The sequence below is a fragment of the Ornithinimicrobium pulveris genome (genome assembly GCF_050261105.1).
GTDB lineage: Bacteria > Actinomycetota > Actinomycetes > Actinomycetales > Dermatophilaceae > Ornithinicoccus.
On sequence record NZ_CP189837.1, the window covers coordinates 2987373 to 3008563 of the forward strand.

18 protein-coding genes are annotated in these 21191 nt (G+C 69.8%); 13 read left to right on the forward strand and 5 right to left on the reverse strand.

The features are described from left to right. Nucleotides 1–59: 59 nt before the first annotated feature. The 6 genes from ACQBAT_RS14005 (at nucleotide 60) to ACQBAT_RS14030 (ending at nucleotide 7648) form a co-directional block, all read left to right on the forward strand. Complete coding sequence (locus ACQBAT_RS14005) at nucleotides 60–812, forward strand: IclR family transcriptional regulator (RefSeq protein WP_420747965.1); 753 nt, start codon at nucleotides 60–62, stop codon at nucleotides 810–812. After that, nucleotides 805–2679, forward strand: a complete 1875-nt coding sequence (locus tag ACQBAT_RS14010; protein ID WP_420747964.1) for an acyl-CoA synthetase — start codon at nucleotides 805–807, stop codon at nucleotides 2677–2679. Before ACQBAT_RS14005 ends, ACQBAT_RS14010 begins: the two co-directional genes overlap by 8 nt. Nucleotides 2680–2875: 196 nt before the next feature. Next, nucleotides 2876–4714, forward strand: coding sequence for an SDR family NAD(P)-dependent oxidoreductase (locus tag ACQBAT_RS14015; RefSeq protein WP_420747963.1), 1839 nt, complete (start codon nucleotides 2876–2878; stop codon nucleotides 4712–4714). Then, nucleotides 4711–5598: a UDP-phosphate glycosyltransferase gene (locus tag ACQBAT_RS14020; protein ID WP_420747962.1), complete on the forward strand. Its 888-nt coding sequence runs from the start codon at nucleotides 4711–4713 to the stop codon at nucleotides 5596–5598. Before ACQBAT_RS14015 ends, ACQBAT_RS14020 begins: the two co-directional genes overlap by 4 nt. A gap of 11 nt (nucleotides 5599–5609) precedes the next feature. Next, the gene (locus ACQBAT_RS14025; protein WP_420747961.1) at nucleotides 5610–6911 is read left to right on the forward strand and encodes a hypothetical protein; all 1302 of its coding nucleotides are present in this window, start codon (nucleotides 5610–5612) and stop codon (nucleotides 6909–6911) included. A 197-nt stretch (nucleotides 6912–7108) separates the two neighbouring features. Beyond that, complete coding sequence (locus ACQBAT_RS14030; RefSeq protein ID WP_420747960.1) at nucleotides 7109–7648, forward strand: hypothetical protein; 540 nt, start codon at nucleotides 7109–7111, stop codon at nucleotides 7646–7648. 52 nt (nucleotides 7649–7700) lie between these two features. On the opposite strand, the gene ACQBAT_RS14035 is transcribed toward ACQBAT_RS14030, so the two are convergent. The 4 genes from ACQBAT_RS14035 to ACQBAT_RS14050 all read right to left on the reverse strand — a co-directional run bounded on the left by ACQBAT_RS14035 (nucleotide 7701) and on the right by ACQBAT_RS14050 (nucleotide 12650). Further along, entirely contained in the window at nucleotides 7701–8153 is a 453-nt protein-coding gene (locus ACQBAT_RS14035; protein ID WP_420747959.1) for a hypothetical protein, read from the reverse strand. A 216-nt stretch (nucleotides 8154–8369) separates the two neighbouring features. Beyond that, nucleotides 8370–9629, reverse strand: coding sequence for an ATP-grasp domain-containing protein (locus ACQBAT_RS14040; RefSeq protein ID WP_420747958.1), 1260 nt, complete (start codon nucleotides 9627–9629; stop codon nucleotides 8370–8372). Between the two features lie 93 nt (nucleotides 9630–9722). Then, complete coding sequence (locus tag ACQBAT_RS14045; RefSeq protein WP_420747957.1) at nucleotides 9723–10970, reverse strand: IS256 family transposase; 1248 nt, start codon at nucleotides 10968–10970, stop codon at nucleotides 9723–9725. A gap of 153 nt (nucleotides 10971–11123) precedes the next feature. Further along, on the reverse strand, nucleotides 11124–12650 hold the full coding sequence (locus ACQBAT_RS14050; protein ID WP_420747956.1) for an asparagine synthase-related protein: 1527 nt from the start codon (nucleotides 12648–12650) through the stop codon (nucleotides 11124–11126). A 253-nt stretch (nucleotides 12651–12903) separates the two neighbouring features. Between ACQBAT_RS14050 and ACQBAT_RS14055 the strand changes: the two genes are divergently transcribed. Next, complete coding sequence (locus ACQBAT_RS14055) at nucleotides 12904–13707, forward strand: DUF2690 domain-containing protein (RefSeq protein WP_420747955.1); 804 nt, start codon at nucleotides 12904–12906, stop codon at nucleotides 13705–13707. 73 nt (nucleotides 13708–13780) lie between these two features. Here the strand turns inward: ACQBAT_RS14055 and ACQBAT_RS14060 are convergent, their stop codons facing one another. Then, nucleotides 13781–14524 (reverse strand): esterase family protein, encoded by a 744-nt coding sequence (locus ACQBAT_RS14060; protein WP_420747954.1) that lies wholly within the window; start codon nucleotides 14522–14524, stop codon nucleotides 13781–13783. Nucleotides 14525–14867: 343 nt separating this feature from the next. Here ACQBAT_RS14060 and ACQBAT_RS14065 point away from each other — a divergent pair, with 343 nt between their 5' ends. From ACQBAT_RS14065 to ACQBAT_RS14090, 6 genes are all read left to right on the forward strand, one after another. Beyond that, nucleotides 14868–16133 carry a histidine kinase gene (locus ACQBAT_RS14065; RefSeq protein ID WP_420747953.1) on the forward strand — a complete coding sequence of 422 codons (1266 nt, stop codon included), beginning with the start codon at nucleotides 14868–14870 and terminating at the stop codon, nucleotides 16131–16133. Further along, nucleotides 16133–16792, forward strand: a complete 660-nt coding sequence (locus ACQBAT_RS14070) for a response regulator (protein ID WP_420747952.1) — start codon at nucleotides 16133–16135, stop codon at nucleotides 16790–16792. Before ACQBAT_RS14065 ends, ACQBAT_RS14070 begins: the two co-directional genes overlap by 1 nt. A 434-nt stretch (nucleotides 16793–17226) precedes the next feature. After that, a complete protein-coding gene (locus tag ACQBAT_RS14075; protein ID WP_420747951.1) occupies nucleotides 17227–18048 on the forward strand; it encodes a 4-hydroxy-tetrahydrodipicolinate reductase in 822 nt (273 codons plus the stop codon). Continuing rightward, nucleotides 18048–19088, forward strand: a complete 1041-nt coding sequence (gene dapA, locus ACQBAT_RS14080) for a 4-hydroxy-tetrahydrodipicolinate synthase (protein WP_420747950.1) — start codon at nucleotides 18048–18050, stop codon at nucleotides 19086–19088. Before ACQBAT_RS14075 ends, dapA begins: the two co-directional genes overlap by 1 nt. Nucleotides 19089–19093: 5 nt before the next feature. Further along, nucleotides 19094–19996 carry a 2,3,4,5-tetrahydropyridine-2,6-dicarboxylate N-succinyltransferase gene (locus ACQBAT_RS14085; protein ID WP_420747949.1) on the forward strand — a complete coding sequence of 301 codons (903 nt, stop codon included), beginning with the start codon at nucleotides 19094–19096 and terminating at the stop codon, nucleotides 19994–19996. Next, entirely contained in the window at nucleotides 19993–21189 is a 1197-nt protein-coding gene (locus ACQBAT_RS14090; RefSeq protein ID WP_420747948.1) for a pyridoxal phosphate-dependent aminotransferase, read from the forward strand. The genes ACQBAT_RS14085 and ACQBAT_RS14090 overlap by 4 nt, the downstream gene beginning before the upstream one ends. Nucleotides 21190–21191 lie beyond the last annotated feature (2 nt).

A 21191-nucleotide genomic window follows, 5' to 3' on the forward strand; every position in this document is an offset into this window, starting at 1 on the left:
TGACCGGAATGTTATGACGCGTATTGGCATCCCTCTGCCTCGTGGTGGAAGATGGCTCCATGACGAGCGAGACAGCGGCCTCTGGCCGGGGCGGGCTGGGGACCGTCCGCAACGCCGTCCAGCTCCTGGAGCTGCTCAGCCAGGGACCGGCCTATCAGCAGCTCACAGACCTGGCCGAGCGCAGCGCGATGTCGGTCCCCACGGTCCACCGCCTGCTGCGCTCCCTCGTCCTCGCCGACCTCGTCGTCCAGGACCCGCGCTCCTCGCGCTACGGACTGGGCCCCGAGCTCACCCGCCTCTCCCACCACTACCTCTCCCGTCTGCCGCTGCTCGGCGCGCTCGCCCCCTATCTCGCCCAGTTGCGCGACCAGCTCGGCAGCACCATCCACGTCCAGACCCTGGTCCGCGGCGAGGTCGTGTATGTCGATCGCGTCGACGGGGGTGATCGCGGCGCCTACCGCGGGACGCACCGCGTGCACACCGCGCTCGAGTCCGCCGGTGGCCGCCTCCTGCTCGCGCACGCCGACGACGAGGAGTGGAAGCGGGCGTTGGAGATGGCCCCCGCCGGGCTGGGCGACCGGGTCGGGGACGAGCGCACGACCTGGGCCGCCGCCGACCACCTGGCCGTGCTCCCCGAGGACCCGATGCTGCCGGCCGAGGTGGCGGTGCCGATCGTGGACGGCCAGGGCGTGACCGTCGCGGCCCTGTCGGCCAATGTCGACTCGATCGAGGATGAGGAGCGGGTCGCCCAGGTCGCCGCGCATCTCTCGCGCACCGCCCGCGCAGCTGGAAGGACGTTGGGCCATGCCTGACCAGAGCCCCACCCAGGTGCCCGGCCTGACCGACCCGCCCGAGGAGGGCTGGGGGCAGATCGTCGACGCCATCGGCCTGCTCACCCCGCCCACGCGCCTCTGGAGCCCGGGCCCGCGCTCCGGCAACTGGCTGGAGGGCGCCACCGTCAACCTGTCCGTCACCTGCATCGACCGCTGGCTGCCCGAGCGCGCCGACCAGGTCGCCATCCACTGGGAGGGCGAGCCCGGCGACCGCCGAACCCTGACGTATGCCGAGTTGCACGAGCAGGTGACCGCGCTCACCCGGGCGCTGGTCGCCATGGGCGTCGGGGTCGGGGACCGCGTGGGCCTGCACCTGGGGTGGCTGCCCGAGACGGTGGTGGCGATGCTCGCCTGCGCCCGGATCGGCGCCATCCACACCGTCCTCCCCGCTCCCCTGCCCGCCGACCCGCTGGCCGACCGGCTCTCCGAGCTGGACCTCAAGGTCCTCTTCACCCAGGACGGCGCCTGGCGGCACGGCTCGGTCCTGCCCCTCAAGGCCCGCGCCGACGAGGCGATGCTCGCGACCGACAGCATCGAGCACACGGTGGTCGTCCGCCGCACCGGCATGGACGTCAACTGGTTCGAAGGAGATCGCTGGCTCCACGACATACTGGCGGCGAGCCGACCCGGGCAGGAGCCCGCGGACGCGGATCCGGTCGCCCTGCCCGCAGATCATCCGGTCGCGACCGTCGCCCTGGCGACGCGCGGCGGCAGGCCCGTCTCCATCGTGCACGGGACCGGGCAGACCCTGGCCGGCGCGGTCGGGGTGCACCGCGCGCTGGCCACCGGCGGAGCGTTCTGGTGCGCGGGCGAGGTGTCCTGGGCGGTCACCCAGTTCCACGGGATCTACGGACCGCTGGCCTGTGGCGGGACCGCGGTGATGTATGAGGGCACCCTCGACGTCCCCGACCACCGGCGGGTGTGGGACATCGTGCGCCGCTACGGCGTCGAGGTGCTGCTCACCCGCCCCTCGGTGATGCGCACGGTGCGCGGCTGGGCCCGCGAGCTGCCCAACCTCGACTCCCTGCCCAGCCTGCGCCGGGTGGTGACCGCCGGGGAGCCGGTCGAACCCGAGCTGTCCGCCTGGATCAAGGAGGCCTTCGGCGAGGCCGACCTCGAGCTCGGTGACGCCTGGGGCCAGCTGGAGCTGGGCGGCATCGTCCGCATCACTGGGCTGGACACCGACCACCCGCTGCCGGACTGCGGGCTGGACATCGTCGACGCCCACGGTGACCCGGTGGAGGAGGGCGAGGTCGGTGAGGTCGTGCTGCGCCGCCCGGTGGCCGGGACCATGGTCGGCGTCGAAGGCGATCACCCCGAGGTGATCGACCACCACTGGACCCGCCACCCGGGCCTGTATGCGACCGGCGACTCGGCCGAGCGCGCACCCGGTGGCGAGCCGACCTACCTGGGCCGCACCGACGAGGTGGTCTCGATCTCCGGTCAGCTGGTCTCGCTGCGCGAGGTGACCGAGGTGCTCACCGAGCACCCCTTCGTCGACCGTGCCGCCGTGACCTGGACCAAGGACCCGGAGCTCGGCCGCACCCTGGTGGCCGCCGTGACCCTGGCGCGCGGCGCCGAGCAGCAGATCCCCGAGCCGCAGCCGCGCAGTGGCAACGACCCGCTCGACGCGCTCAGCGTCGAGTTGATGAACAGCGTCCGGGAGGCCCTCGGAGGCCTCGCCCGCCCGCGAGCACTCATCGTCCTCGACCGCTTCGGCGACGAGCTGGGGCGCTCCGACTACAGCCGCGCCATCGCCAGCCTGGCGACGACCGACCGCATGGGCAGTCCTCGGCGGGTGACGTGGGAGCAGGTGCTCGTTGCTGCGGGTCACCCAGCCGGGTGAAGCCCACTGGACCGCCACCTACCGCCCCTCGGCAGCAGGCCTCACCCCCTCGGATGAGATACGGCGCGTCGCGCTGCGCTGAGGCGAACCAGGGAGTAAGTTGCGTGCCCGCTGTGACTGGTGGGACGATCTTCACGCCCGTTAAGTGCTCATTCAGTGTCCTGTCTGTCCTGTCCCGGCTGCCCGAGGTGCGCCCATGGCGAAGGCCCGTCGCCTACCCGACTGGTTCATCCGTGTCCTGTGGGCCCTCGGCGACGGCACGATGTGGGCGGTCGCGGTCATCTTCGCGGTCTGGTTGCGCTTCACCTATGACCTGGACCGGGCCTTCGTCACCAACACCTGGATCGTGGCCGGCGTCGCTGGCGGGCTGCACATCCTCATCGGCCTGATCTATGGGCCCTATCTGATCCGGCACGTCCGCGGCTCCTTCGAAGAAGTGGTCGCCGTCGCGCGCGCGGCGGTGCTCACCAGCCTCGCTCTCGGCGTCTGGGCGATCTGGCTGCAGCCGGTCGTCGTGCCCCGCTCCACCCCCGCCGTCGCCGGCGCGATGGCCCTGGTCCTCATGCTGGCCACCCGGATGGTGGTCCGCGCCACCCGCAGCCGACAGGCCGCGCGCCGCGAGGTCGAGCACGCCGTCATCGTCTATGGCGCAGGTGTGCTCGGGCGTCGACTGGTCGCCAACCTGCTCGAGGACGACCAGGCCTCCTTCCGCCCGGTCGCCTTCCTCGATGACGACAGGCGCAAGCGGCGGCTGCGGATCGAGGGCGTCCCGGTCCGCGGCGACCTCGGCGCCTTGCGCAAGATCGCCCGTCGCTACGACGCTACGCACCTGGCGGTCGCCATCCCGGCCTCGGCGCAGACGATGCGCGAGCTCAACGACCTGGCCCACGAGCTCGGGCTGACGATGAAGGTGCTGCCCACGGTCGACCGGATGATGCACTCCGATCCTCGGGCGGCCGACCTGCGCGATGTCGACCTCGAAGACCTGCTCGGTCGCCGCGCCACCAGCCTGGACCAGGCCGCCATCGCCGCCCAGATCACCGGCAAGGTCGTCCTCGTCACCGGCGCGGGCGGCTCGATCGGTTCCGAGTTGTGCCGCCAGATCCACCAGTTCCGCCCCGCCCGCCTGCTCATGATGGACCGCGACGAGTCGGGCCTGCACGGCACCGAGCTGTCGATCAAGGGTCGCTCGTTGATGGACGACGGCGACCTGATCCTGGCCGACATCCGCGACCCGCAGGCGATGGACGAGGTCTTCGCCCGGCACCGCCCCGACGTCGTCTTCCACGCCGCCGCCCTCAAGCACCTGCCGCTGCTGGAGGCCTTTCCGCAGGAAGCCTGGCGGGTCAACGTGCTCGGCACGCTCAACGTGCTGCGCGCCGCCGCCCGCAGCGGGGTCGGCACCTTCATCAACATCTCCAGCGACAAGGCCGCCAAGCCGGTTGCCGTGCTCGGCTACACCAAGCGGATCGCTGAGCGGCTCACGTCCTGGTATGCCTACACCCAGCCCGGTCGCTACGTTTCCGTCCGCTTCGGCAACGTGCTGGGCTCCCGCGGCTCGGTGGTGCCCACCTTCACCGAGCAGATTCGACGCGGCGGACCGGTCACCCTGACCCACGAGGACGTGCAGCGCTACTTCATGCTCATCCCCGAGGCCTGCGAGCTGGTCATGCAGGCCGCGTCGATGGGCTCCGACGGCGACGTCCTGGTCCTCGACATGGGCTCGCCGGTCCGCATCGCCTCGCTGGCCACGACGCTCATCGAGCTGTCCGGCCGCAAGGACGTCAAGGTCGAGTTCACCGGTCTGCGCCAGTCCGAGAAACTCAGCGAAGACCTCTTCGGCGACGACCCGGGCGTGTCGACCGCGCACGAGCTGGTCCAGTCGGTGCAGGTGCCGCCGATGGCCCCGGACGAGCTGCCCCACGTCTTCGAGCACCCCGGCGAGCTGGTCGCCTGGATGCGCTCGCGCGCCGATGTGGTCTCCCAGCCCATCGAGCACCGGCTCGACCCCGCGGACCAGTCCCAGGACGCATGAGCGCTCCCGGTCTGCTGGCCGTGGGCGCCGGCGCGGCGGTCGCGACCTGCCTCCTCGCCCCGCTCGTGCTGATGCTCCTGCGTCGTTTTCAGGTCGTCGACGTCCCCAACCACCGCTCCTCCCACCACCGGCCCACCCTGCGCGGCGGCGGTCTGGCGGTGCTCGGCGGGGTCCTGCTCGTCGCCCTGGTCACCGACCTGCTCCCGTATGCCGTGTCCGTCCCCTGGGTCGCCGTGGCCGGCTGCGTGCTTCTCTCCGCGCTCGGACTTTCGGCGGATCTGACCGACATCGGGCCGCTGAGCCGCTTCGTCGGTCAGGCCCTGATCGGCGCCGCCGTCGGCTCGCTGCTGGGTGACTGGCTGACCGCGCTGATCGGCGCGATCGCGGTGCCAGTGCTGGTCAACGCGGTCAACTTCATGGACGGCATCAACGGCATCACCGCGCTGACCATGGCGGCCTGGGGCCTGGTGGTGGCCACCGGCTCGACCAGCGGCGCGGCGCTGCTCGCGGCGCTGACCGTCGGCGGCGCCCTGGGCTTCCTGCCCTGGAACGTCCCGAAGGCCCGGATGTTCCTCGGTGACAGCGGCAGCTATCTCTTCGGCGGCCTCGCGGCGATGGCCCTCCTCCTCGAGCAGTCCGCGGGCGCCCACCCTGCCTTGGTGCTCGCCCCGCTCGTGCCGTATCTGGCCGACACCGGCTTCACGCTGCTGCGACGCGCGCGACGTGGCGAACGTCTCACCGAGGCCCACCGCGAGCACCTCTACCAGCGTCTCTCCCGCCGTTCGGGCTGGGGACATGTCTCCGTCGCCTCGCTGTGGGCCTTCGCCGCGCTGGCGTGCGGGACGCTCGCCGTGGCGATCGTGCGGCAGAATGGAATGTTGTGACGGGATCTCGGTTGAAATCGACAGGACTCGGCGTGGTGGTCATCCTCGCCAACGTCCTGCTGGTCACCGTCGTCGCGATCGGCATCTCCCAGCGCGGCTTCTCCGGCTGGTGGGACACCATCCGCGGCGAGTGGGAGCCGTTGGACTCCGTGGTCAGCGACCCCCTGGAGGCCGATCTCGACGACGCGGTGGCCACCACCGCTCCCCCGCCCACCGACACCGCGCAGGCCACCACGCAGGCCCCGGCCGTCACCTCCTCCCCCCGCCCGACCGAGACCCCGGAGCCGGTCAGCGTGATGGAGCGCTTCGAGGAGGGTGACGATCTCACGATCGCGGTGCTGGGCGACCAGACCGGGACGCACGAGAACGACTGGGTCGGTGCCTGGTGGCGGATGCTTTCCAACGAGCGCACCGTGGACCTGCGCTCGCCCTCCCCGGACGACCCCACGGCATACGGGCCGGTGGTCAGCCTCGGGGACGCGGAGGCGACGATCGACCTCTACAACGCCAGCCTGGTCGGCGCGACGCCGGACTACGCGCGGCCGCGGCTGGACCTGCTGGTGCCCGAGGAGCCGGACGCGATCATCCTCAACTACGGGCGGTCCAACACCCCCGAGGACCTGCCGGGTGAGCTGACCGAGCTGCAGCGCGCGATCCGCAGCACCTTCCCCGAGACCGAGCTGTGGGTCATCGTGCAGCCGCCGCGGATGGATGGCGGCGAGCCCACGGATGAGGCCGCACGGGAGTGGGCCAAGACGCGGCGGGTCAACATCATCGACGTGGCGCAGATCTTCGCCGACGAGGGCATCGTCGAGGCGACGGTCTCCACCCGAGACCCGCTGAGCGTCAACATCTTCGGTGGCCAGCGCTGGGCGCAGATCGTCCAGGAGGACCTGCTCGGCCAGATCGAGATCCCGGTGGTCGAGGCGGAGCCGCAGGCCGAGCCGCCGCCCGCGGTGGACCCGCCCGCCGTCGAGCCTGAGCCGGCTCCGGTCGAGCCGGCGCCGGTGGAGCCTGCGCCGATCGAGCCCGCACCTGTCGACCCGGGCTACCAGCCGCCCTACAACCCGCAGCCGCCGTACAACCCCCAACCCACCTACACGCCGCCGCCGTGGACCCCGCCGCCGTGGACGCCTCCCCCGTCGCCCACGCCGACGCCGACTCCCAGCCCGACGCCGTCACCGACCGATCCGCCGGACATCCCGGCGCCGACAGACCCCGAGCCCGACCCGACGGACCCGCCGTCGGAGACTGACGGTTCACTCACCAGCGCTGTCCCGGGCGCCCGATTCCCTGCGGGGGGCGTCATCTAACGAGATGCGGATCCTGCTGCTCACGCACTACTACCCGCCCGAGGTCGGCCCCCCACAGTTGCGGTGGTCGGCCCTCGTGCGTGACTTCCGGCGCCAGGGGCACCACGTGCACGTGATCGCCCCGCCCCCGCACTACCCACACCGCCACCTGCTCCCCGGCGACCGCGCTGCTGCTGCGCAGGCCGCTCGTACTCGAGATGCGCGACGCCTGGCCCGACCTGGCCTCCGACGCCCGCAACCCCGGGCGCTCACCCAAGCAACAGATCCGCTGGTATGCCGTCGCGGCCGCCGCCCGGGCCGTCACCTTTGTCCAGCGCCGGGCGGCGCTGGTGGTCACCACCACGGACAGCTTCACCGAGGTCCTGCGGCGCCGCGGGATGGAGAAGGTCGCGACCGTGCGCAACGCGCACCACCCGGTGCCGGGCGTGGGGTCGGTGGACGAGGTCGCGACGGTCAGCGCGTCCGCGCTCAACGGGTCGACCGGCACTCTCGCACCGGACGCGGACAACGCTCCGGCGCACCCAGGTGAACTGCACATTGTGTATGTCGGCACCGCCGGTCGGGCGCAGGATCTCACCACCTCGGTGCGCGCCCTGGCCAGGGTGCGTGCGGCCGGGATCGACGCACGTCTGCGGATAGTAGGCACCGGGGCGCGCTTGGTGCTGCTGGCGCCGCTGGCCGAGGAACTCGGGGTGCCGCTGGAGATCCTCGGCGCCCAGCCGCGCGATCGGAGCTGAAAGAGTTTGCGGATTTGAATCCTGGTAAACCGGAGGTCCACGAGGCGATAGTTCACGCGATGTCCCGTGAGGCCCCAGCGCGCAGACGTACAGGGTTGTGGATCCATGACGCCGCGGCAAACGGCATGGCAGCGACGCGGTCGTGCCCGAGCCGAGCAACGTAATCGGGGATCAGGTCGGCCTCGGTCGTCAGGACGTACTCGAAAAGGGCGGCGCTGTCGAGGAAGTCCTCGAAATGGACTGGGTCTTCCTTGTTCCAGAAAACCGTCGGGATGCCCTGCTCACGGCAATGCGCCACCAAGTCGACCAGCTCTGGCCACGGGGCCTTCGACCCGGTGAGCGCGTACTTCCACGAACCCGAGTTGCCGTTCCACGCCGACTCGACGAAGAGCAGCTCGATCGGTTGCTCTGCCAGTTGCTCACGCCAGCTCTTCCGGTCTAGTTCAAGCTGGTCCCATTCAAACTGCAGGCACAGACGAGTGAACTCGTCCGCGACGATGCCCACCCGTAACGATCGCCGCGGTCGTCGATCCGGTATCTCCCACGCGGGGATCGCTGTCGGGGATGCCGTGACTGCGGCTAGAGGGGGCGGGAGGCTGCGAATGCGGCGTCGTGCCCGATGCCGCCTCCACTGACCTAAGCCGCCCTGACGGAAATGCCACAGCTGGGTCCGCAAGTCCTGAAGCCGACTCGACGCGTTGCGTGGAGTTGCCACGCCCCCTCAGCCCTGAGAAGCGCGCTGGGCCGACTGGTCCTCGACCCACAGACCGGTCAGGCCGCGGAAGTGCGCAAGGAACTGCTCGTGCTCGTGCTCGGGGTAGGTCGCCTTCACCGTGTCGATGAGCAGCTTGTCGAAGTCCTTCGACCCCACCCACTCGTGCACCCGCTCCGGCAGGTGCCCGAGGTGCTTCTCGGTCCAGTCCCAGTAGCGGTCCGCCTCGAACTCTTCGTCAGCCAACTTGCGGTACGCCTGCATCTTCTCCAGGTAGGACATGTCCTGGTTGTCCGCGATGTCGAAGTAGGCACGCGGCGAGCGCACGCCGATGAAGGCCTTGCGTCCGGTGGCGAGGCAGTAGGCCGACCACCGCACCAGAGCGGTGATCGCCCACGGGAAGTAGTAGTGCAGCGAGGTGACCGCGACGTCCGGGCACGCGTTCGCGTAGTCGATGGGGTGCACGTCGTCGCCCTTGACCAACATCTCGCAGGAGTTGAACTCCCAACCGAAGAACGCGTTGACCACCTTGGAGACCGTCTCTGCCTCCCACCCGGCCTGCGGGGACAGGAAGTCGTGGGTGACGGCATACCGGGAGTGCATGGGTTCGCCGGGGCGGAAGTCCATGACCATGGTCTCCGGACCGATCGACAAGGCGCGAGCGAAGTGGTCGTAGTCCACCGTCGCCTGCAGATGCATCAGCATGTTGCCCGAATCGTCGTAGGACCGGTGCAGGCCGTCGACGTCGTCCACCCGGGACACGCCGCGCCAGCCGCCACCATCGAACGGCTTCATGTAGAGCGGGTAGCCGACATCCTCGGCGATGGCCTCGAGGTCGAACGGGTCGTTGTAGTGAGCCGAGGTGTAGGCCCAGCGCACGTTGTCGACCGGGTTCTTGTAAGGCACGAGGACCGTCTTGGGGATCTTCATGCCCAGGCGCAGCATCGCCACGTAGGCCGAGTGCTTCTCCATGGCCTGGAAGGTGAACGGGCTGTTCAGCAAGTAGGTGTCGTTCATCAGAGCGGCCTTCTTGAGCCACTCGCGCGGGTGGTAGTACCAGTAGGCGAGGCGGTCGATGACCAGCCCGTGGCGCACCGGGTCGGTCAGGTCGAAGGGGTGGATGCGCACCCGTTCGCTCTCCATCGTGTGCGTCTTGCCATCCACCTCAAGGGGACCCACCATCCGCAAGATCGACTCGAAGGCGCGGGGCCAGTCCTCCTCCGCACCGAGGAGCAGTCCGATCAAGTGGTTGCGCACGTCGCTAGCCATGGCGGAAACGTTAGCCCAGTGGGTCGCTCACGTCAGCAGACGCGGTCAAGTCCCGGGTAGTGGTGTAGCGCTGTGCTCCTTCGACAGGGGTTGTCAGGCGGTTAGCGCGGGTAGGGCATCAGCTCCGATCTCAGGTTCGGTGCTGGGCACGATGGTGCTGCGGCAGCGGGCCAGGACCTCGAGTCCGAGGTAGCGGCGTCCTTCGGCCCATTCGTCGGTCTGTTCGGCCAGGACGGCGCCGACGAGGCGGACGATCGCGTCGCGGTTGGGGAAGATGCCCACGGCGTCGGTGCGGCGGCGGATCTCCTTGTTGAGGCGCTCGGCAGGGTTGTTCGACCAGATCTGGGTCCACACGTCCTTGGGGAAGGCGGTGAACGCCAGGATGTCCTCGCGGGCACCGGCGAGGTGCTCGGCGACGGCGGGCAGCTTGTCAGTGACGTAGTCGATGAGCCGGTCGAACTGGGCGTGCACGGCCGGGGCGTCGGGCTGGTCGTACACGCTGTGCAGCATCGCCTTGACGGCCGGCCACATCGACTTCGGCGTCACCGACATCAGGTTGGCCGAGTAGTGGGTACGGCACCGCTGCCAGGACGCGCCGGGCAGGTTGGCCGCGATCGCTTCGACGAGCCCGGCGTGCGCGTCGGAGGTCACCAGCCGCACCCCGGACAGGCCGCGGGCGACCAGGTCGGCGAAGAACTCGTTCCACGCGGCGCCGGTCTCACTGGTCGCGACGCGGGTGCCGAGGACCTCGCGGTGCCCGTCACCGTTGACCCCGGTCGCGAGCAGGACGACGGCGTTGATGACGCGCCCGCCCTCGCGGACCTTCATCGTCAGGGCGTCGGCGGCCACGAACGTGAACGGGCCTGCCTGGTCCAGGGGGCGGTGGCGGAACTCCTCGACGAGCTGGTCCAGGTCGGTGGCCATCCGGGAGACCTGGGACTTGGACAGCGAGTCGATGCCCAGGGTCTTGACCAGCTTGTCCATGCGCCTGGTTGAGACCCCGGCCAGGTAGCAGTCGGCCACGACCGTGATCAGCGCGGACTCGGCCCGCTTGCGCCGCTCGAGCAGCCACTCGGGGAAGTAGGTGCCCTTGCGCAGCTTGGGGACCGCGACATCGATGGTGCCGACGCGGGTGTCCAGGGGCCGGTGCCGGTAGCCGTTGCGCTGAGCGATCCGGTCGGGGGTGGGCCGGCCGTACTCGGCGCCGACCACGGCGTCAGCGTCCGCGGACAGCAGGCTGTTGATGATCGACTGCAACAGGTGGCGCATCAGATCCGGTGACGCTTCGGCCAGGGCTTCGCCGAGCAGGCCAGCAGGGTCGACAATGTGGGGAGCGGTCATCGCGAGTTCCGTTCGAGGGTGCTGTGAGAGGTTCACTCGAAGGATCACGCGGTGGCCGCGTCCTCGTCCGGCACACACGCCGGAGACGACGACCTCAGCTACCGCGCTACACCACTATGCGGGACTCAACTGCAGACGCACAGACTTTGCTGATCAGAAACTGAGCAGAGGCGGCCGCTCGCGCTGCACCACGTCGCCAGGGCTCCAACTCAGGTCACTCAACTCGATCGCCGAGTAGTCGCGACCGTTGATCGGGATGTCCAGGAGTTCTGGCCATGCTTCCTGCAGGAGCCAGATGAAGTGTCGATACGTGGCTCTGTCCTGGAAGGGCAGCGAGAGCAACTTCGTCAAGATCTGTCGAGACCCGAAGAGGATGCCAGTCTCGCTGGAGGGGTCGCTCTCCTGGAGGGTGCTTTGCAACCAGACGCCCTCGCGGTACTCCCAGCGCTGGAAGTCGAGCGGGTCATAGCCATGAGTTTTGATCGCATCGAATGATGTTGCGTCCGAGAGGTCTACGAAGGCGTCGTGTACGTGCGGATCGGTGCACTTCAGGAACGAGGCCAGGTGCATCCGGTACTGAGGATCCACCTCATCGTTCGGGAAGCCGTGGGTCAAGTAGAAGGCACCGGAGATGCCGTAGCCGCTCGACCTGAGATGAAGCGCATCCGTGGGGAGCTTCTTGAGGTAAGCATGCGCCAATGCCACAGAGTGGGCGCGAAAACGGTTGGCCATGAGCACGGCCGAAAAATCAACTGGCACCTCCGGTGAGTTGATGGTGATCGGTCGATGGTGTAGGCCGAGGTTCTCGGCCAGCCATTCACCGGTTGTCGCATCGTGCTCCGAGGCGGACGTCGGTGCCTGGTATGCCAACTCGTACGTGAACCACGTGATGCGCTGGACGTTGCGCCGCGCCAGAGCCAGAGTCAACCGGGAGTCGATCCCGGCCGAAAGGGAGATCACCAGCGGGCGCGGACCGGCGGCGAGCAGATCGATGCCTCGCTCGACGATCTCACGAATCTGCGTCATCACTTCGGGCATTCTCCCCGCCTCGACGCGCTGCTCGACCGGGAGGATCCGCTGAAGCGCTCGACTGGAGAGATCCAGCTCCGTATTGGGGGTCAACGCCAGCACGCCATTTCTCGTTGTCTGGCGTCCGGGCGCCGACCGGAGGTTCGTTTCCTTGGTGAAGGTGGGTCGTGCCCAGGCGCTGGGCGGGGTCCCGATGACCTCACCCACCAAATGCGCGTGCGATCCCACGACAGTTGGGTACTGCGCAGCGCTGTAATACACGCCCCTCAGGCCCAACCCATCCTGCTGGACACGGACTCCCTCAGGTCCCAAGCGCAACACCGCGAATCGTCCGATGAGGCTGTTCACGCGGCGCTGGAACTCATCATCTTGGTCCGCATCAGCCAGCCAGTGTGCGATCTCCTGACCGTCCACCGAATCGATCTCAACCGAGCACCCCCAACCAAGAAGAACCAACCTGGCACCGCCGCGCTCCACCTGGGCAAGGTCGATACGCCGTGAGTGCGCGAGCGTCCATTCCCCCAGTCGCACGTTCTCCCAGCCGAGCCGCTGAAGGATGACAGGTTCACCGTCCTGGTACCGACTGAGGAGGTACCCGCGGTCGAAGAGCAGGTGCTCGTACTCCCCATACGAACTGGCCAACGCGGTCATCGATGCCCCTCCTGAATATGGCTGGCGTCGGTAGAACCTTAGGCAAACCTTCATGAAAGATTCATGAGTCGCCAGTCGGATCGCGGCAGACGCCCGAAGCGGATCGGCGGGCCCAGAGCGTTATGTCTCACTTGTGTCGCAGTGGATTCGGATCTGGGCCTTCAGAACCCCCGCGCGGAACCTCCCCGGCTCCATACTCCCCTCACCCGGACCGCCGATTGAGCGGACCACCTTCCCGAAGGGAACCCCCAAGATGCGCAAGCAGTTCTTCGCTGCCCTGGTGGCGCTGCTGATGACCGTGGGACAGCTCACCGTCATGTCTACGTCGGCTTCGGCCGCCGCATCTCATGAGAACACCGACCCGTACAGAACCGGCTGCACCGCAGATGGAAAGTCCATCAGCTCTAAGGCCGTGAGCGGGGGAACGGTGTCCATCATGGTGTCCGCCAAGTGCGGCACCAACTGGGTGCGCTACTCCGGCGTCAACCAGAAGACCACGAAGTACGGCAGGGCCGATGGCAAGGCCTGGACCCAGAAGGAAACCGACACCGCCGCCACCTCGTTCAGCTTCCAGTCCTACGCCCCAGGCACCACCGGCTACACCGGCGTGATCCAGATCGGAACCCAGGTCACGACTGCGACCTGCTCCAACGGCTGCACCTGGAAGGTGACGGACACCAGGACCCGAGAGACGCGGGCTGTGGACTGGGCCAACTCCAAGATCGGTAGCACGGAGTACGCCGGCTTCTGCCAGCGCTTCGTGGAGAACGCCTACGGCACCTCTGGGCGCTACCCCTCCGCCCTGGCAGCCTTCGAGGCGCTCAAGGCGGCAGGGACGATGAAGTACACCACCACCAACATCCCCAAGGGTGCTCTCGTGTTCACCCGCAACAGTTGGGACGGTGGATATGGCCACGTGATGATCTCTCGCGGTGACGGATCATTCGTCGAGGCCGCGAGCAAGGTCCGCGTAGTCAACCACCCGGCCGGTGGATCTGGATCTGACTACCGCTTCCTCGGCTGGAGCCCGGCACCGGCCTCCTGGCCCGGGCGGTGACCCGGCTCTGAGTCAGACGAACGGGGTGCCGTCAGCCTGGGGCGGCACCCCGTCTCGTTGTCCCGCAGCAACCTCAGACGAACCGCGGCAGGTGATACGCCAGCTGCTTGCGCCACCACGGCCAGTCGTGCGCGCTGTCGTGACCCCAGATGTCGAGGATGTGCGGGATCCCCTTCTCCGCCAGCAGGTGCCCGAGATGCCGGGTGCTGGGCAGCGCCTGGGTCGGGTGCACCTCGAACGGCCCCTCCCCCGCGACGAGCACGACGGCCGCGTGCGAGCGCACCCATTCCAGGTGTCCGCCACCCATGCCGGGTATGTAGGCGGTCGGGTTGTTGAAGTACGTCGCCTCGCCGATCTCGCCCCAGCCGTGCCAGGAGGTCGGGTCATAGCTGCCGGACATCCCGATCCCCACCTTGACCACGTCCGGCCGCTTCAGCGCCAGGTTCACCGCGTGATATGCGCCCATGCTGCAGCCGGTCGCCACGACACCGCTGTGACCGGGCGAGTCGCGGTCGATCAACGAGACCACGGTGTCCAGGACCCAGCCCTCGTATGCCGCATGTCGCCGCGCGCGGTGCTCCGTCGGCAGGCTGTTGTCGGACCAGGTCAGGTGGTCCAGGGAGTCGACGCAGTAGACCTTGACCCGACCGCCCTCGATGAGGTCGGCGATCGCGTCGATCATCCCGTTGTTCTCGAAGTCCCAGGCCCGGCCGGCCTCGGAGGGAAAGACCAGCAACGGCCGACCCCAGTGGCCGTAGCGGATCACCGCTCCCCGTCCGGTGCCGAGGGTGTCCAGATCGAGGTGGGCCCGCTCCATGGGCTAAGCCTGCCACAGCCGAACGGCCGACCAGACCGTGCGGAAATCCGTCCAGAGAATGACGCGGACTTTCGCGCGCGCACGGAAGACTAGAGCACAAGCAGCAGCAAGCCATGTCCGAGGTGCGCGGACGGTGGCAACGGGAGCGCCCGGCCTCTGGCCGGCCCGTCCCGACACCGACGGCATGGTGGACGCCCGTGGTCCAACAGGGAGGATCGCGGCACCTCCTGCGGCTGCGTGTGCTCGTCCCTGTCGCTGCAGGGGGCGACAGGGACGAGCACAGCCCTTTCGAGGTAGTTTTGGCTGCTCGTTCAAACGGGCCGGAGTCCCAAGGGAGGGTCATGTGAGACAGACGGCGCAGCGTGAGCAGCGTCCGGTTCGGCCCGGTCGACCCCTCCGCACCATCGGTTTCACCATCGTCGCCTTCGTCTGCGACCTCGTCCTGTCCGGCGTCGGGCTCGGGGAGATGCACGCCTACGACGGCAGCGTGCTCCCCACCTGGGTGCTCGTCGCGGCGGTGGCCGTCTTGGCCAGCCCCCTCCTGCTGCGACGCCGCTATCCGCTGCCGGTGCTCATCATCGTGGTGGCGCTCACCGCCGCCATCCCCTTCGTGGTCTTCGAGGCGCAACCTTTCGTCAGCCCGATGGTCGCCCTGTATGCCGCAGCACGCTGGCTGCCGTCTCCGCTGGCTCGGCTGGCGCTGGCCATCGGCCTGATCACGGTGGTGACCAACCTGGTGTCGGTCTACCGTTTCACTCCGGACCCGACACCGATATCGATGCTCTTCCCCGGGGCCTTCTTCACCGGCGCCGTCCTCATGGTCTGGTCGATCGCCCGTCGCGAACGCCAGCACGCCAAGCGCGCCGAAGAACTGCGCACCCAGCTGGACACCCAGGCCGAGGAGGTGGCCCGCGCCGAGCGCTCCCGGATCTCTCGTGAGCTGCACGACATCGTGGCGCACTCGGTGAGCGCGATGATGATGCAGGCCGCAGGCGCTCGCGCGACCGCGCGCACCGTGGCGGACTCCGGCCCGCAGGACGAGCGCCTGGGCTGGGTGGTCGACTCGTTGAGCAGCATCGAGGCCACCGGTGAGCAGAGCATGCGTGAGCTGCACCGGCTCCTGGAGACCCTGCGCGGCGACGAGGCGAGCACCGACGAGGGCGACGCCAGCCAGAACGGGCACCGGCAGGCCAGCTTCGGTCCCGGCCTGGACGCGCTCGACTCCCTCCTGGACACTCCCCGTCGCAGCGGGCTGATCGTCGACCTCCACCGGTCCGGCCACATCGGTGAGTTGGACCCCTCGGTCGGAGCTGCGGCATACCGGGTCGTGCAGGAATCCTTGACCAACGCCCTCAAGCACGGCGGACGGGGGACCGTGGTCGATGTCGACGAGTCCTGGGTAGACGAGGGCGTGCAGGTCCAGGTGCGCAGCCGCCCTGGCCATGAGGCGCGCTCCGACGGCCCCGCCACCCCCAACGGCGGCACCGGCCTGCGCGGCCTGCGCGAGCGCGTCGAGCTGGCCGGTGGCCGGTTCGAGTCCGGCTGGGAGGGCGATGAGTTCGTCACCACTGCCCTGCTGCCCTCCCGTCCTGATCGGAAGACCTCCTGATGACCGTGCGGGTAGTCATCGCCGACGACCAGCGCGAGGTGCGCGAAGGCATGCAGATGCTGCTGCGCGCCGAGGCCGACATCGAGGTGATCGGGCTGGCGGCGGACGGCGAGGAAGCCTGCGCCCTGGTCGCGGAGCACACCCCCGATGTCGTGATCATGGACATCCGGATGCCAGGCACCGACGGCATCGAAGCCACCCGACGCATCGCGGAAGCGCGGGACGACGACTGCCTCACCGCGGTGCTGGTGCTGACCACCTTCGACCACGACGACGCGCTCTACGGGGCGCTGCGGGCCGGGGCATCGGGCTACATGCTCAAGCATGCCGCGCCGTCCTCCCTAGCCCGGGCCGTGCGCCAGGTCGCGGACGGCGGCTCGTGGATCGATGCGTCCGTGGCGGGCAAGGTCATCGACACCCTGCGCAGCACCCTCGATGTGGACGAGTCGGGACACATCGACCTCTCGATCCTCAGCAAGCGCGAGCTCGAGGTCCTCACCCTGATGATCGACGCCCCGACCAACACCGAGCTCGCCGGGATGCTGTACGTCTCCGAATCGACGGTCAAGACCCACATCTCCCGGTTGCTGATGAAGACCGGCTCGCACGAGCGCTCCCAGCTCGTCGCCATCGCCTGGCGCGCCGGCCTCGCCCGCTGACCCGCGCTGCGCCCCGCTCCCTGGCCGACCTTCGCGCCACTCCCCCCGCGGCCGACCTTCGCGCCACTCCCCCGCGGCCGACCTTCGCTGCATCCCCGGCAGACCCTCGCGCCACCACCCGCCCCGCCCAACCCTCGCGCCACCACCCGCCCGGCGTGTCCTGCACTGTTCACATCTGGTGTTGCGTGTCGGGTGCCTGGGCGCGGATTCTGCACAGCCGGATGCGCACATCAGGCAGCGGGGAGCTTCGAGAAGCTGCCCCTCGCGCACGAACCGCGCCGTCTCAACTTTGCGGTCCCCCACGGGACGAAATGACCGCGATCTGCTCCACCGACGGGACGATCCTCCGGCGCCGGGACCCTTGACCGTAAACATACTCTGACCTGCGAAAACGTGCGTTGTCGAGGTGGCTGGAGACACTCCATACTCGACCAATGCTCACCCTCGGACTCCTCGGGACCGGACGCCTCGGCACGGCGATCCGGGACGCTGCCGCGTCCACCGAGGACCTGGAGATCGGGTGGGCGATCGGCCGCGGCACCCCACCGGCGCAACCCGTCGAAGTCGCCATCGACGTCAGCCACCCCGACGCCGTCGCCGGGCACCTCACGTGGGCCGAGGACACCGGCATTCCCTTGGTGATCGGCACGACCGGGTGGGACGTGGCGCTCGTCGCAGCGCCGGACGTCCCGGTCTTGGTCGCCCCCAACTTCTCGCTCGGCGTCGCCGTGGTCCGCCACCTGGCCCACCTGCTCGGCAGGTATGCCGCAGCAACAGCACCCGGCGCGGGCCGGCCCATGGTCGACCTCGCGGTCACCGAGACGCACCACCGCCACAAGGTCGACTCCCCCAGCGGCACCGCCCTGACCCTGCGGGAGGCGCTGGCTTCCGGTGCCGGGCGCGAGGCGACCGAGGTGCAGACCACCAGCCTGCGGTTGGGCTCGGTGGTCGGTGAGCACGCGGTGATCGCCTCGTCGCCGCTGGAGACCATCTCGATCCGGCACAGCGCCCACGACCGCGGCCTGTTCGCTGACGGTGCGCTCGCCGCAGCCCGGTGGCTGGTGACGCAGCCCCCGGGGCGCTATGGACTCGACGACCTCGCAGCGGACTTGCTGCCCGAGCTGGCGCCGTGCCCCGCGGCCACACACCCCTCCTCCACCCGTTCTACCCCCGGATCCAGCACCACCCACCCCCTCGAGAACCCCTCGCGCGGGGACAGCCCACACGAGAACACCCCTCACGAAAGGTCGGCCTGATGACCAGCACCCTGACCGCCACCCCGTTCACCGGACTGGGCGTCGCCCTCGCGACTCCGTTCAGCTCCGGCAGCAGCGCGGACGGTCAGGTGCGAAAGCCGCAGGTCGACCACGCCGCCTACGAGCGGCTCATCCGGCACGTGCTCGCCGACGGACGAGGCGTGGACTATCTCGTCGTGCTCGGCTCCACCGGAGAGGCCGCGACCGTCACCGACGTCGAGCGCCACGCGCTGATCCGCCAGGCCGTCGAGCTCACTCGGCAGCCCACCCGCGACGCCGGCCGAAGCACGCCGCTGCCCGTGGTGGTCGGCATCGGTCACAACGACACCGAGCGCACCTGCGAGCTGGCCGCCCAGGCGGCCGCCGCCGGTGCCGACGGCCTGCTCGTCGTGACGCCCTACTACAACAAGCCGCAGGTCAGCGGGCTGGTCGCGCACTACTCCGCCGTCGCCGATGCTGCCCCGGGGCTGCCGATCATCGCCTACAACGTGCCCGGCCGGACCGGCTGCTCGCTGACCCCGACGGCCATGCGGCAGATCTGGGCCGTCGACCAAGTCGTCGCGCTCAAGGAGAGCTCGGGCGACCTGCGTCAGATCGCCCAGTTGTGCCAGCAGGCTCCCGCGGGTCGGGCGATCCTGGCCGGCGACGACGACCTGGCCCTCGCCTCGATCGCGGTCGGTGCCCAAGGGCTGGTCTCGGTCTGCGCCAATGTTGCACCCGTCGAGACCGCCGAGCTCGTGGCCGCCGCACGCGCTGGTGAGATGGACACCGCCCGCGAGCGCTTCGCGTTGCTCGCGCCGCTGATGGCTGCGCTCTTCGCCGAGACCAACCCGGTCCCGGTCAAGGCCGCGCTCGCCTGCCTCGGGCTGACCAGTGCCAGCGTCCGCCTGCCGCTCAGCCCGGCCGAGCCAGGCACCTGGACCGGCGTGCAGTCCGCCCTCGCCGACCTCCAGGCCGCCCGGCGCCAGGCGACCGGCACCTGGTCGAGCACCACGCGCATGCCCGCCATCCCCGCCTCCCCCGCGGCCCTGGTGTCATGAGGGGCATGGCTATCGATGACCAGCGCGACCGCAGCGGCACCGATCAGGGGTGCTCCGCGGAGCACTCGGCTGCTGACTCGGTCCGACGAGCCGGTGGTCTGGTGGAGCTGGAGGCCTTTTTCAGCGACCCCGCCGCCGCAGCCGCGGCAGATCCTGCCGAGGCCCGCGAGCGCGTCGAGCACCTGCTCACCGCGCTCGAGGACGGCTCGGCCCGCGCCGCGACCCGGTCGACCGACAGCGACTGGCAGGCCCACCCGTGGGTCAAGCACGGCATCCTCGCCGCCTTCCGGCTCAGCGAGAACGTCGAGCTGGACTGGCCCGGGGGTGCCGTCGACAAGTCCCTGGTTCCGGCCCGCCGGATCAGCTCGGAGGACGGGATCCGGCTCGTCCCCGGCGGCACCTCGGTCCGCCGCGGCGCCCACCTGGCACCCGGGGTGGTCGTCATGCCGCCCAGCTATGTCAACGTCGGCGGCCACGTCGGCGCCGGCTCGATGGTCGACAGCCACGTCCTGGTCGGCTCCTGCGCGCAGGTCGGCGAACGCGTCCACCTGTCCACCGCGGTCCAGCTCGGCGGGGTCCTCGAACCGGTCGGCGCCCGACCCGTCGTGGTCGAGGACGACGTCTTCGTCGGCGCGCAGAGTGGGCTCTACGAGGGCGTCGTCGTCCGCCGCGGCGCTGTCCTCGCTCCGGGCGTCTCCCTCACCGCGGCCACCACGATCTACGACCTCGTGCACGAGACCGAGCACCGGGGCGAGGTGCCCGAGGGTGCGGTCGTCGTGCCCGGCAGCCGACCCGCCCGCGGCCCGTATGCCGACCGGCTGGGTCTCGCGCTCTACGCGCCGGTCATCGTGAAGTACCGTGACGCCTCCACCGACGCCGCCACTGTGCTCGAGGACGCGTTGCGGTGACCGCCACCCGCGTGGCGGACGCCTTCGGGGGCGGGCCGTCGGCGATCAGGCGTGCCTCGATGGGAGCTCCGTCCGACGCGATCAACCTGGCGCTCGGCGAGCCGGGCTGGCCGCTTCCTGATGCTGCTCGCGAGGCGCTCACGAGGGTGGCGGAGGCAGACGGCAGATTGCCGTACGGCCCCAACACCGGCCTGCCGGACCTGGTCGAAGCCGTCGCGGCCTTCTGCTCGACGACCTCCTCCGCACACTCCTGGGGTTCACGCACGGACCGCGCGCGGCTGACGTCCGACCAGGTGATGGTGACTGCCGGCAGCCAGGCCGCGCTCTTCGCGCTCTTCCAGGCGCACGTCGAGCCCGGCTCGGCCGTGCTGGTCCCCGACCCAGGCTTCGTCACCTACCCCCAGCTCGCCCGGGTGTGCGGCGCCGACCCCATCACCTATCCCCTCGCCCCGAACGGTGACCTCGACGCCGAGGCGCTGGTGGAGGTCTTGGGGAGGACACGGCATACGGGACTGGTGGTGCTCAACCACCCTGCCAACCCGACGGGCGGCGTCGCGTCGCCCAGTGCCCTGGCCGCCGTCGCCGAGGCGTGCGCGCGGGTCGGCGCGGTGCTGGTGAGCGATGAGGTGTACCGCGAACTGTGGGTCGACGCCCGACCCGCCGGGCTGCACGAGGTGGCCGGCGTCGAGGCGGGCGTGGTGCTCGGCTCGACGAGCAAGGCGTTCGGTGCCCCCGGCCTGCGGGTGGGGTGGGCGGCCGGCCCGGCCGAGCTGCTCGCCCCCGCCCGCCTGGTCCACAACGCGATGACGACCGCACCCGCCCGCCCGTCCCAGCAGGCCGCCCTCGCCCTCCTCGGTGCGGCGGACGAGGTCCTGACCGAGGCGCGCGAGCACGTCCGCACCCGCTGGCACCTCGCGACCGGGGACCCCATCTGCCCCGACCGGGGACCCGGTTTGTCGCCACCGGGGACACGCTCTGCTCGCGCGGGGATCTATCTGTGGCTGCCCTTGCCGGAGGGTGCCGGCGACGACGAGGCGTTCGCGCTGCGGCTGCGGGACGAGGGTGGGGTGACGACCGTGCCGGGCAGCGCCTTCGGGGCGCGCGGTCGCGGCCACCTGCGGGTCAGCCTGGGCGGCCCGCTCGACGAACTCGAGGAAGGACTGCGGCGCCTGGCGCCGTGGTGGGAGAGATGATC